Consider the following 13,413-nt stretch of genomic DNA (forward strand, 5'->3'; position numbering starts at 1 on the left):
TTTAATTCCTCACTCAAACTAAGCAGATGATTATAGAAATTATTATATCAGAATTAGATTTTTATTTAATTGAGAGAGTTAGGGAATTAAGATTGAAGTCTAACTTATCTCAAGTGATGTTAGCCCATAAATTAGGGGTGTCAGAAGGATATATTGGAAATATAGAAAATCCAAAGCAACCGGCAAAGTATAATATTAGAATGTTATCTAGGATCGCGATAGCATTAGAATTAGAGTCTTATGTGGATTTATTTCCCTCAAAACCTTTTTCAAATGATTTGGTTAAAATAAAAATTAATTTATTTGATAAAGGGGAGATAAAAAAAGAGGAATATCAGCAAGGAGATGTGATTGAAAGATTTAAAAAATTATCTATTACACCCTTATCAGAAAAAGAAATATTGGAATATGATAAAAGAAGAATAAAAAATAAATCATAAAAGAATATATTATGGAATGAAATAGTAATATTGATAATACTTGTTCCAGTAGTGCTATATTACAGGTACAGTTTATGAGTTCAGGAAAAATTATCATTATAATGCTAGTTGGAAGGAAAGACACAAAAATAAATAATTAATATAGAGATAGGAGAAAAGATGCCACAAGCATCTTTTTTTATGCATACTATTTTTCGTTGTATTATGGTAAACACTAATACATAATTAAAACTATTTTGTATGTTTGGTATGGTACAGTAAAAAACCTACAATTTGGTATAAAGTCATCCAGATTTTGAGTGCAGTCTACACCTATAGGGTCAACCACCCAAAACATACAAGAGAAAATAATAGAATTACAAAATATAAAAGCCAACCAAGACGAAAAAAGCTTTAATAACTGATTTTTTATTAGAAACAGTGAAGTTTAATCAGGATAATTCGAATACGTTGGGAAGTGGGAAGAAGATGAATGAGGAGTTGGATTTGTTTTTAAGGGAAGAAATTATAAAATAAAAACTATGAGGATAAAACAATTAAGAGTTAAAAATTTTAGACTACTTGATAATGTAGTTTTAAATATTGAAGATGATATTACACTTATTGTTGGAAAGAATAATACTGGTAAAACCTCATTATTTGAAGCGATAAATATTTTTGTGAAGGCACAAGAAATTTCTTTTGAAGATTTTTCTCAAAGTACTTATTCGATATATAATCGTTTGATGCATTTTATTGATAAAATTAATAAACTTGATTTTAACTCAATTTCTGAAGCACGTAAAGAGATTTTTGAAAGAATAATTCAAAATCAAATGCCGAAAGTCCAATTGTTTATTGAAGTTGAATATGACATTCAAGAAGATTCGCTTATTAATTTGAGTGAATTTGTAACTGATTTAGATGAAAATAGAAATGATGCTACTATTTTGATCAGCTATGAATCAAATAATTCTTTAGGTTTATTTTCTTCATTTATGAAAAGAGAAAAGGAAGAAGTAAGCTTAATACATTGGTTAAAAGATAACTTAAAAACTTTTTATCAAATTAAATGTTTTGCTGTCGATAAAGATTCAAATTTTAAAAAAGAAATAGATTTCAATTTTAAATCAAAAATTGAGAAAATTGTTTCATTTGAAGATATTAAAGCTTCTAGAACATTGGATGATACTAAAGCTGATAAAAATAAAACATTAGCTACTGGATTTTCTCATTATTATCGTGAAAGAGATAAGACAAAAGAAGATGTTAAAAAACTTGAGGAAACTTTATTAGGAGTATCAAAAGATTTAAAGTTAGATTACGAAAATGTTCTTAAAGATGTTATTGTAGATTTAAACAATTTCGGAGCTTCAACTACAATAGCGATTCCTCAAATCGAAATTGACTCTGAATTTAATTCTGAATCTGTAATTAAGAATAATATAAAATACTATTATAGACAAGATGGAATTAATTTACCAGAGAGTTACAATGGATTAGGATATAGTAATCTGATTTTTATGATTTTAGAATTAACTAGTTTCATTGAACGATTTAAAAATTCAAGCGTCGAAAAAAAGTCAGAGTTTTTAACGATTTTGATTGAGGAGCCAGAAGCGCATATGCATCCACAAATGCAGCAAGTGTTCATTAAACAAATTACCAAGAAAATAAATGAGGCAAGAAGGAACGGTATTAATATTCAATTAATAATCACCACGCATTCATCGCATATCATCGCAGAAGCAGGCATTGACTTAAATAAAGGATTTGATAGAATACGTTATTTCAATAAAATAGAGAAGGGTATAGAAGTTAATGATTTTAATAATTTTAAACATAAGGAAAATGATAAAGAAACTTTTCGTTTTTTAAAACAATATCTTAATCTTCATAAATGTGATATTTTCTTTGCTGACAAAGTCATAATGGTAGAAGGAATTACTGAAAAGATGCTGTTGCCTCTTATGATTAATAAAGTTGCAGCAAGCTTGAATAACAATTATATTTCTATTCTTGAAGTAGGTGGAGCATATACTCATAAATTCAAAGATTTACTGAAGTTTATTAAAGTAAAAACACTAGTGATTACTGATATTGATTCGGTTGATCCAGTTAATAGTAGAAAAGCATGTGCAACAAATACTATAAATTCTGTCACTTCAAATGCAACATTGAAAAATTGGATACCTAAAAAGACTTTAATTAATGATTTAAGTTTGGCAAAACCTGAAGAAAAATTTGATGGTAATTTTATCCGAATTAGTTATCAAATTTCTGAATGTGAAGAGAATATACATGTAGCTAGAAGTTTAGAAGAAGCTATAATAAATAAAAATTTAGATTTTTTTAGAAATAAATTTAAAGAGTTAAATGATAAAGAATTAGAAATTGAAGTTAAGTCAAAATTTGAATTGTTCAAAAATGAAAATTTAGTGGACAATATTGATGTTTATACATTATCTCCAAATTCAGATGAAAAATCTCAATTTACATTTGATTTAATGACTTTTAAAAGTGAAGAATTAGATTGGGAAGTCCCTCTGTATATTAGAGAGGGTTTAGAATGGTTAGCTAAAGATGAATAAAATGACAGCATTTGAACAAATAGTACAACATATAGAAGATAAGAAAAGTTTTGTTTTAGAAGCCGGAGCAGGCTCAGGTAAAACTTATGCACTTATACAAACGCTGAATTATTTAATTAGTACTAAAGGAGAAGATATTCAGTATAATCATCAAAAAATTATCTGTATAACTTATACAAATGTCGCAAAGAATGAAATTATAGAACGATTAGAGAATAATCCGTTAGTTTTGGTTTCAACTATACACGAATTTTTATGGGACTGTATAAAGTCTTTTCAAAAGCAATTAAAAATTGAATTATGTAAATTAAATGAAATTCGTTTAGATGAGGATTTTTGTAAAGGAAAAAAGGACACAAAATATATTTTGAATCTTTCTGATAGAATTATAAATATTTATAAGGTAAATTATGAGGATACTGCATTTCGAGATTTTGAAAAAGGTATATTACACCATGATGATGTAGTTGTTTTATCTAAATTAATGTTTGAGAGTAATTTGGTCCTTACTACTATTCTATCTCAAAAATATCCGTTTATTTTAGTAGATGAATATCAAGATACAGCAGAAGAAACTATTGTGTCATTGATTGATTATTTATTGGAAAGAAATAAAAATAAAATAGTTTTAGGTTTTTATGGAGATTCGCATCAAAATATTTATGAATCGGGTGTTGGTAATTTAGAGAAATATTATCAAGATGAAGAAAATAAAAAAATTCAATTAGTTAAAAAAGAAGAAAATTATCGTTCTTCAAAAGAAGTAGTGAGATTATTGAATTATTTTAGAACTAATATTGAACAAAAGGAACAAACAGATTTACAAGGAAATGTAAAATTTGTTTATTGTGAGTATTATCCACCACGAATACCAAAGATTAAAAATGGAAATCAAGTTTTTAATAAAAAAGGGGAGTTGGTATATGATGAAACGGTTACAGATTATGAAACCAGAATTGAACCTCAAAAGAACATAAATTATGATAATGTAAAATCTAAATTAACAACTATAGGTTGGGATTTTTTTCAAAAAAGTAAAGATAAAATACTTGTTATTGCAAATAGTAGAGTTGCAAAAAGAGCTGGTTTTGGAAATCTTTATTTTATTTTTAATAGAAAATATGGTTTAAGTACCAAGGAGCAATTATTAGATAGAAATAATGTACTGATAAAACATTTTGTTGGATATAGAGATAAAAAAACATCTCAAGAACGAGAAATAGGTGTCGAGCATTTAATTAATTTTTGGAAAGTAAAAAATTACAACGAAGTTTTAAGATTTCTCAAAAAATACAGTAATCTAATAAATGGTAAATATTTGGAGCACAGACATAAAAAGTATATAGCAGATTTATTAAATGAACTAGAATCAATAAGAAAAACTAAAACTATTAGAGAGGTGTATGATTTTTTGGATGAAAAAGAAATTTTAAATAAGCAAGATAACTTAAATAAGTTTTTAAAAAGAATAGAGACAGATACAACTGAGATGGATGAAGGAAAAGATAAAGATAGAATTGTAGCTGATAAATTTTTATTTGATTCCTTTATGAATTTACCTTATTCAGAAATCATCAATTTTTTTGAACATTCTCAAAATCATACAGTATTTTCAACTAAACACGGAACTAAAGGAGAAGAATATAGAAATGTACTAACAATCATTGACGATACTGAATGGAAACAAGAATATAATTTTGAGAAGTTTTTTAATGATTCAGATGATAATGAAAGAAGAAAGTTAAAAACCAGAAATTTATTTTATGTTGAATGTTCTAGGGCAAAAGAAAACTTAGTGGTATTGGCTCTTTCAGAAATGAATGGAATAGCACTAGATAGAGTAAGAAGTTGGTTTGGTAGTGAAAATGTAATGTCTATTGAAGAATTTATTAAGGGATTATGACCATCCAAACCCTAAAATTCCAAAATCTAATTCTTTTTGAAGTTGTTTCGGGAAGTAAATATTTTGGGTTAAATACAACGAAATATAAAATAACTATTATAATATGTTAGGAGATCTAAATAAGTTAGCATTAGAAGCAAAAAAAAGAAGCGATAATTACGATAAAAATGAATTTGTTTTTTCCAAAGAGTTTAAACTGAAATTTGTAGAGTTACGTCTAAAAGATAATATTAAGTTTTATGATTATACTTCAGTTGTTACGACAAAAAAGGACTTATTAATTATTGTACCTAATCAATGGTTTGTACTAGGTTCCTTTTTTACGGAATATGTTACAGAAATAAGGAATTATAAGTCAATAGCAGATGAACTGCGAATTGATAAAAATACCATTGGTTCAATTAGAAATAATAAACTAATTGATGAAAGTACTGAAATTTTAATAGTTGAAAAATTTAGTAATGTGGAGGATGCAGCAAAATTTAGAAAATTCTTGACTGACTATGATTGGTGGTTTGGAAGTAAAACTATAGACAGAGCTGATTATTTTGTATCAGCTGTTTTAAGTCTGGCAGGTGTAATACATAATTCACAATCATATATTGCAGATTTAGCTTACTTATTAAGTCAACATCCAGAGATGAATACTCTTTTACAGAAAGATTATCAATCCTATTTAAATCAAGGTGTTCTTCAACCTGCTTTAATCGAACCTTTAATCGAAGAACCTTTAGTCGAAGAACCTTTAATTGAGGAGAACAATTTAAGAAATTTAGTATTCAAATCTTTTAAATATATATTAGAAACATTTGGAGAAGAAAATGTTATTCGAGGTCATGTAATAAAACCAAGTGCAATTGAAGGTAGAGTTTATCGTGGTTTAACTATACCTCATTTTTTTGGATTTGAAAATATTATAGCACTTTTTGATGAATCGCAGAATTTAGAAAATTTAAAATCAAGCATAACAAAAAGATATTTTGAAGAGCCAATTTCAATTTTGAATAATGAATTTTCGTATTTTACAACTCAGTGGAATTTTGATAAAAGAGGTTTGCAACTTGAAAGTTTTAATAACTATTTAGCTTTTGTTTCGGGTAATACTTTGCAAATTATTAAAGTTGGTAATATGTATCAATTGATTAAAAAGACTATAAATAAGTCACCTTTAAAAATAGCAAAAAACGAAATCTATTATGGTTCACCCGGAACGGGAAAATCATATAAAATAACTGAAAGGCTAAGCTCCTTAGATTTTAAATTCTTTGAAAGAATAACTTTTCATCCTGAATATGATAATGCCTGTTTTGTAGGTGGATATAAGCCTATTTCAGAGATTGTCGAATATACGAATCACAAGGATGAATTTTTAGTTAAAGATGAAATTAAATATAAATTTGTTCCACAGGTGTTTACTAATATTTATATTAATGCTTGGAACGATTTAAGTAACCAATATTATTTAGTAATAGAGGAAATTAATAGAGGAAATTGTGCCGAAATATTTGGGGATATTTTTCAGTTATTAGATAGAAATTCAGGATATACAGTTGCGCCTTCGAATGAATTGCAAAAACATATAGTAGAGGAATTAGGCAATCAACACGAGGGAATAAAAAATGGACTTAAACTACCTCCAAATCTTTCAATATTAGCAACTATGAATACTTCCGATCAATCACTTTTCCCAATGGATAGTGCATTCAAACGCCGTTGGGATTGGGAATTTATTCCAATTTGTTATGATATTACAGAGAAAAATAAATCCTCCAATTATTTTGTAACTGTAGATAAAAAACATAATTTCATTTGGATTGATTTTATTAAAGCGGTAAATCATAAAATAAAAATGAACAGAAATCTGGGTTCAGATAAGTGTGTTGGAAACTATTTCATTAAACCCGAAAATAATGAGATTAGTTTAAAGGAGTTTATAAATAAAGTGATTTTTTATCTATGGAATGATGTATTTAAAGATGAAGACCAAGCTGATTCGATATTTAAAGATGGAATTCATTATGAAGATTTTTTTCCAATAGAAACGAAAGGGAAAGAATTAGTTTTAGAAATTTTAAAAACTGACGATTTTAATAATGTTCTGAATATTGTAAGTGATAAAGAAGAAGTATTAAGTTAATGAAAATTTTAATCGAAGGACAAAAATATCTGATCTCAGTTTTAGAAACTATTTTGGATGACCCGAAATTCTATATTCAAAAAGGAATTGAAGGTAAAATAAGCTCTGTGGGTTATTATCATTCTTTCGAAAAAAACGAGTTGGTTTATATGTTGCCAAAGGTTTTTATGAAAGATAAGGATGAGACAGTATTTGGCATTTCTAAGGATGTTCTTTTCGATTTTGAATCTAATGAATCCTACAAGCACAAATTAGAATTTATTTGGATACGCCAACTTTTAATTTTTTTCTATAATAGTTTAAAAGAGTACAAACGAAGATATTCCGATAACATAATCATTGAAACAAGTCATAATTTTGAACTGAATACGAATCTTGGAAATAATGAATATACGTATTTAGACTTGCTCTTGAGTTTTGTGAATTTTTTTAAGAAAAATAAAAATACAATTTTATTCAAACATATTGAATTTAAGTCAAATCTAGCTAAAAAGCCAACTTGGGGCAAAACCGTAAAAAAATCCCTTCCTTTTCTAGATGCAGCAAATGCTCCAATCTATGCTGAAATAAGGAATAAAAAGAAAATTTTAAATAAAGAGGAGGAATTAATTATTTATTTCTTTTCCATTTTAAACCATTTTAATAAAGAGCATGAACTCTGCTTAAAAATAGATTCTAGTTATGTTTTAATAAAAGGAAATGCTTTTGTAAATCTGCAAAAATCAGGACTTTCAAAGCTTAGAAAAATAAAACATCGTTATTTTTCGGATATACTCAAAAGAATGTATTCGCTTTGTGAGTTATATTTTGAAAAAACAGATGCTAGTAGTAAAAAAAGAAAAAAAGAAGAGTTCATTTCTGTGAAAAATTATAATATCATTTTCGAAGATATGATTGATAAATTATTTTCTGATAATTTTGATGAAAAAAAAGAAATTGATAAAATCCAAGTTTCTTTGGATGACTTAAAGTACAATAATGATGGTAAAATCATTGACCATGTGTATAGTGGTCAATCTTTAATTGATACTTCAAATATTTTTTATATTGGGGATTCTAAATATTACGAATCAAATTCAGAGGCTGGAAAATTATCGAAATATAAGCAATTCACTTATGCTAAAAATGTAATTCAATTCAATATAGATTTTTTAAATGAAGGGAAAGTTTACAAAGAAAACATAAGGTATAGAGATGAAATTACGGAAGGATATAACTTAACACCTAATTTTTTCATTTATGGCTATATTGAAAATGTAAATGATTTTGATGATTCCCGTCTTATCCCTAAAAATGAAGTTCCTATTAAATCCTTTCATTTTGAAGATAGATTATTTGATAGAGATACGCTGTTTGTTCAGCAGTATAAAATCAATTTTCTTTTTGTTTTAAAATCTTATTCAACTTTTAATGAAAAAAAAACAGCTCAATTCAGACATAAAACAAAAAATGATTTTAGGAAAGAATTTATTGATTTTTTCAATGATGCGATTAAATTAGGATTTGAAATTTTTGAAAAAGAAATTACTAAAGAAGAAGCAAAGGAATTGATAGATTCGAATTTTAAACTATTGATTGGAAAATGTTTTTTCACAGTTGATAATATACTCCTAATTGCAAAAATAAAAGGTGATAATACCATTGAAAGCTTTATAGCAGAAAATTTATTTAAATTAAAAAAACTAAGTTTGTAGATGTCTGAAATATTAATTTATTATAATTAATTGATAGGATTCCTGAAGAGGAAAAACTTTCTTTTGATAAGTTTAGATATTCCGACGAAAGTACCCCACCATTCCGCGCTAAAGGGGTTCTTCATCAATTTTGGTGAAAAAGAATCGACTTAGATAAAATCATTTTTCTTAATAATTGGAAGCTAGCCCTTCCATACATCATTCTTTTGATATTCTTAAGTCGATTAACCTAGCCTTCAACTTGTCCGTTACTATATGGGTAACCACTGCATTGTTAACAGCATCATAATCTCTTAATAGATTTTCAGTAAAATTTTTGAAAGGTAGATTATCAACCATTTGAGCATTAGCGATCCATTTTGACAACGAGTCCGGCTCCTTCTTATATGCAATGCAGCCAGATTTCATTTTTTTTATTCACTCTCCTAATTTTTTACCACATTTAACGGCCACATTACGCTTTTTTTGTGTTATTAAAAAAGTATTACTGGTTTTTTTATCTCTGGTACAGGAGCGCGGAGAACCTTGATTTTTATTTATGTTTAGGTGATTTCCTTGGGACTTAATTATCTTTGTATTCGTGTCTTCACGCTATCTTAAATTAATAGTTTAGATGCTGAAATAAAACAGTTTATAAAATCAATTAAGTCCTTTATTTTTATAGGGAATAAGAAAAACCAAATAAGTAATGACTGATGTTCATGTACCAAAGGTAAGGAGTTATAATATGAGCCGCATAAAGGGTAAAGATACCAGGCCCGAAATGACAGTTCGTAAATATCTGCACGCAAAGGGATTGCGTTACAGGCTTCATTCTAAAAATTTGCCGGGGAAACCCGATATTTATTTGCCCAAGTATAAAACAATTATTGAAATTCACGGTTGTTTTTGGCATGGACATCAGGACTGCAGGTATTTCACATTGCCAAAAACCAAAACCGAATGGTGGCAGGATAAAATTTCTAAAACTAAAGTCAGAGATGAACAAAATAAAATTTCACTCGAAAAAATTGGTTTAAAAACAATTGTTATATGGGAATGCCAATTAAGGGGAGCAAATAAGTCTGATGTTCTGGAAGGTTTGTATAGAGAAATTGTTGATAAAAAGTTATATACAATTTGATTTTTTTTACGTTGATAAATCATTTAAAAAAAGATTTTAGTTTAACTCACGGGAATAAAAATTGCCTTATTTTTGATTAAAATTTTTAAATCAAGTCTATTGTCTGATATTCCCATAATATTTCAAATTCCTGAAGAAGAAAAGCTTTCTTTTGATACATTTATAAAGTCCCAACGTGGGAAATATATAAGATCATCCCAAAAAATTGTTGATGAGATATTTTTAAAGCGACCGGATTTACAGGAAATTGTTATTAAAACCAAAGTGGTGAGTGAGATAATTAAATCTCTTAGAACTGAAGTCTGGGAAGAGTTTTTAATGGATGAGATAAATTTCAATGCAGCAGTTATGAAAGATCTGCATAAAATTTTAGATACTCCTAAAAAATTGCTGGAGGTTTTGATCGAGAAAAACATTGCTTCTAAAGGTGGTGAGGAGCTAAGGGAATCGATTAAAGAGCTTTGCGGAGAATATGCGGGCAGGGTTTTTCCTTATCTCTATGCGTTATCGCTGAGCAATACACAATCAAGAAGGTCGAGATCCGGTAAAACCTTTGAAGCCATTATTTATAAACTATACAACCTGCTGGACTATGAGTTTGATTCACAAAACAAGGTTGGAAGAAAAATTTTTAGTGATGTAGGGTTGGGTAAAAAAGTTGATTCAATTTTACCAAGTATTGAAAAATTTAATCAGAGAAGAAATAAAACAATTATCGGCACAATGAAAACTTCTTTGCGGGAACGGTGGCAAGAGGTAGCTGAGGAAATTGAAAGAACTAAAATACCGGAGATTCATTTATTAACTGTTGATGAAGAAATTCCTGCGAGTAAGGCAGCAGAAATGTCAAAGCACAATATAGTTATTGTTGCATATTCCTGGATTGCCAATAGTGATAAGCTGAGAGATGCAAAAAATATAGTAAGTTTCGAAGAGTATTTTTTTGAAGAAATACCAGCAATTTTAGAATTTTGGAAAAAATGATAAGAATTATTGATTTATTTGCCGGTATAGGAGGCATTAGAAGAGGGTTTGAACAAGCCGCAAATGAAAAGATTGAGTGCGTATTTACCAGTGAATGGGATAAATATGCTGCTCAAACCTATGTAACGAATTATCCTGGTGAAGAAGTTTTTGGAGATATTACAAAAATTGAAGTGGATGATATTCCAAAGCATGATATACTGCTGGCTGGTTTTCCCTGTCAGCCATTTTCGCAGGCAGGATTGAAAAAAGGTTTTGATGATACAAGAGGAACATTGTTTTTTGATATAGAAAGAATATTGATTGCCAAACAACCAAAGGCATTTCTATTGGAAAATGTAAAGAGATTAAGAACACATGATGGTGGCCGTACGCTTGAGGTAATTTTAAAGCATTTGAAAAGTATAGGATATAATAATCTTCACTGCCAGGTATTACGTGCAAGGGATTTTGGATTGCCTCAAAACAGGGAGAGAATATTTATTATAGGTTTTTTAGATGATAATGTAAAATTTGAATTTCCAAAGCCAACAAATATTGTTACTAAAGTTGGAAATATATTGGAGAATAATATAGATCCTAAATATACAATTTCGGATAAACTATGGTCCGGACACCAAAGAAGAAAAACTGAGAACGGGTTAAAAGGGAAAGGTTTTGGATATGGTATTGTTGATGAGAATTCAGATTATACCAATACAATATCGGCAAGATACTATAAGGACGGCAGTGAAATCCTGGTCCGTCAGAATGGGAAAAATCCAAGAAAACTGACTCCTCGTGAAGCTGCAAGATTACAGGGTTTTCCTGATACCTTTAAAATAGAAGTTTCAGATAATCAGGCTTATAAGCAGTTTGGCAATAGTGTGCCTGTGAACACTATTGAGGCTGTTGCGAGGGAAATGCTGAAAAGTTTAGACGTTGCAGTTAAAAACAAGCACAAAAAATTACAAATCTCCGAATAGATCATATGGACAAATTAAAGTAGGATTGTATGAGTTTGAACTTCTCATTCCCGTTCCTCCCTTAACTTTTGCATTCCAGTCTACAGCGGATGCAAATTTGTCTATCGATAAATATTTCCATCCAAGTAAATTTCGATCTTCCTGGTTGTTTATTTCTCTTACAACTAAACTATATTTCAGTTTTGTGGCATTTGATATTCTCTGTAGGTCCTCTAAACGTGGTATGTCTAAACCAAATCCTTTTTGAGCCTGTTTTGGTAAATCCTTTTCCTTGACTTCAATCAATCTGTATTCGCCTTCCGGAGTTTTAAGTATCATATCAATATCTGAAGGTTTGCCTTTCTTTTTTCCAAATCCTATATATCCATCAAGGAATAATCTGTTCATGTAAATTTTTAAAAGCTGATTTTTAGAAAATTGAATCATATTTTTAGTAAACCATACCTTAGTTGATTCATTTATAGGGTGGCTGTTTCTTTTCCTGATTTGTTCTGTATCAAAAAAAACAGTTACTTCTGTAACAGAATTTGACGTTTCTTCAAAGTTTTCCGATTCAATATTAAATTCAAAAATTTCAATTTTAGGGATGTTAAGCTTAACCGTTTCGCTGTGAAAATGCATAATTGGGACTTTGTTCCAGTCACTATCCGAGTATGTTGCCAGGTACATTTTTTGAAAACCTATTTTTGAAAACCTATTATATATTTTTTTATAATCATCGTTAAAGTCTTCTTCCGGTATAACAGTTAAGTACAGAGAATTATCCAGGCTTGTTGTCTCACTATCTTTTGAAATAATCATTCCACCTTCCAATTGCTTGTATTGAGGGAATTTACTGAGCAGATAATCCTCCAGAAAGAGTTCTGCCCGAAAGCCTTTGTATCTGCTTAATAATTGTTTATCTCCAATTACATTATTGGAAACAAGAATATGAAGAGCTTCGAGAATATTGTTCTTTTCCATAATGTAATTGTATTGGATTAAATAAGGAAGTATTGTTAGCTAATCTTGTGAATCAAAAGATTGCAATTTTTTTTGCACAGGGATAGATTATCGGACCTTTTTAATTTATTATATTTCATTTTATAAAACTTTCCTTGTTATCAGTTAATTATACCAGCTTTTTGTAAATGTAAGTAAAGTTTTGTTATATTTTACTAAAAACGAAAAGGTAACTTGTAAATCGCCAGCTTTTAAGCACCGTTTTTTAGTCCTCAAAAAAAATCTGCTCTAATGTATTTGAGGATGTCGTATCTTTTATCGATACTATGAACTAATGCCCTTTATAATGATATTTAATTTCAGAAGGCATGTGATTGCGTTTTGACCTGGGGCACTTTGCCGGTAATGCATTTTTTTTGTTTTATTAAATTTCACTAATTGTTTGATTGATTAAAGTACAAAGTAAGGGAGGCTGGAAAGGGAAAAGTATTTGTTACTATTCTATTCATTTTTTGATTTTGATAATTGAATAATGCAGGACTCTGGCTATAACAACGACTGAATCTAATGGGTGGGTTTTCTGGTAATTGTCCGTTTATTTTTCATAACTTCGTTTGTGCCTGTGAAAAAAACGTGATGTTTAGTATCGGAAGGT

The 13,413-nt window shown here is 28.6% G+C and carries 9 protein-coding genes; 8 read left to right on the forward strand and 1 reads right to left on the reverse strand.

Going from position 1 to position 13,413, the window contains the following annotated elements; translation table 11 throughout:
• Window positions 1-26 precede the first annotated feature (26 nt).
• The 8 genes from ACNQGH_RS03285 (at window position 27) to dcm (ending at window position 11,816) form a co-directional block, all read left to right on the forward strand.
• Window positions 27-440: a helix-turn-helix domain-containing protein gene (locus ACNQGH_RS03285; RefSeq protein ID WP_417954555.1), complete on the forward strand. Its 414-nt coding sequence runs from the start codon at window positions 27-29 to the stop codon at window positions 438-440.
• Between the two features lie 521 nt (window positions 441-961).
• Window positions 962-3,010 (forward strand): ATP-dependent nuclease, encoded by a 2,049-nt coding sequence (locus tag ACNQGH_RS03290; protein WP_417954556.1) that lies wholly within the window; start codon window positions 962-964, stop codon window positions 3,008-3,010.
• Window position 3,011: 1 nt separating this feature from the next.
• A complete protein-coding gene (locus tag ACNQGH_RS03295) occupies window positions 3,012-4,913 on the forward strand; it encodes a UvrD-helicase domain-containing protein (protein WP_417954557.1) in 1,902 nt (633 codons plus the stop codon).
• Window positions 4,914-5,016: 103 nt separating this feature from the next.
• Window positions 5,017-7,050, forward strand: coding sequence for an McrB family protein (locus ACNQGH_RS03300; protein WP_417954558.1), 2,034 nt, complete (start codon window positions 5,017-5,019; stop codon window positions 7,048-7,050).
• Window positions 7,050-8,744, forward strand: a complete 1,695-nt coding sequence (locus ACNQGH_RS03305; RefSeq protein WP_417954559.1) for a hypothetical protein — start codon at window positions 7,050-7,052, stop codon at window positions 8,742-8,744. The genes ACNQGH_RS03300 and ACNQGH_RS03305 overlap by 1 nt, the downstream gene beginning before the upstream one ends.
• A 688-nt stretch (window positions 8,745-9,432) precedes the next feature.
• Window positions 9,433-9,867 carry a very short patch repair endonuclease gene (locus tag ACNQGH_RS03310; RefSeq protein ID WP_417954560.1) on the forward strand — a complete coding sequence of 145 codons (435 nt, stop codon included), beginning with the start codon at window positions 9,433-9,435 and terminating at the stop codon, window positions 9,865-9,867.
• 99 nt (window positions 9,868-9,966) lie between these two features.
• On the forward strand, window positions 9,967-10,851 hold the full coding sequence (locus ACNQGH_RS03315) for a type II restriction endonuclease (RefSeq protein WP_417954561.1): 885 nt from the start codon (window positions 9,967-9,969) through the stop codon (window positions 10,849-10,851).
• Window positions 10,848-11,816, forward strand: a complete 969-nt coding sequence (dcm, locus tag ACNQGH_RS03320; RefSeq protein ID WP_417954627.1) for a DNA cytosine methyltransferase — start codon at window positions 10,848-10,850, stop codon at window positions 11,814-11,816. Before ACNQGH_RS03315 ends, dcm begins: the two co-directional genes overlap by 4 nt.
• Here the strand turns inward: dcm and ACNQGH_RS03325 are convergent.
• A complete protein-coding gene (locus ACNQGH_RS03325) occupies window positions 11,799-12,779 on the reverse strand; it encodes a hypothetical protein (protein WP_417954562.1) in 981 nt (326 codons plus the stop codon). The two genes, dcm and ACNQGH_RS03325, sit on opposite strands and share 18 nt — an antisense overlap.
• Window positions 12,780-13,413 lie beyond the last annotated feature (634 nt).

The sequence above is a fragment of the Flavobacterium kochi genome, assembly GCF_048286715.1.
Taxonomy (GTDB): Bacteria; Bacteroidota; Bacteroidia; order Flavobacteriales; family Flavobacteriaceae; genus Flavobacterium.

Coding starts and splice junctions, on each gene's coding strand:
- ACNQGH_RS03285 (WP_417954555.1), top strand. CDS start 27: ATGATTATAGAAATTATTATATCAGAATTAGATTTTTATTTAATTGAG.
- ACNQGH_RS03290 (WP_417954556.1), top strand. CDS start 962: ATGAGGATAAAACAATTAAGAGTTAAAAATTTTAGACTACTTGATAAT.
- ACNQGH_RS03295 (WP_417954557.1), top strand. CDS start 3,012: ATGACAGCATTTGAACAAATAGTACAACATATAGAAGATAAGAAAAGT.
- ACNQGH_RS03300 (WP_417954558.1), top strand. CDS start 5,017: ATGTTAGGAGATCTAAATAAGTTAGCATTAGAAGCAAAAAAAAGAAGC.
- ACNQGH_RS03305 (WP_417954559.1), top strand. CDS start 7,050: ATGAAAATTTTAATCGAAGGACAAAAATATCTGATCTCAGTTTTAGAA.
- ACNQGH_RS03310 (WP_417954560.1), top strand. CDS start 9,433: ATGACTGATGTTCATGTACCAAAGGTAAGGAGTTATAATATGAGCCGC.
- dcm (WP_417954627.1), top strand. CDS start 10,848: ATGATAAGAATTATTGATTTATTTGCCGGTATAGGAGGCATTAGAAGA.
- ACNQGH_RS03325 (WP_417954562.1), bottom strand. CDS start 12,779: ATGGAAAAGAACAATATTCTCGAAGCTCTTCATATTCTTGTTTCCAAT.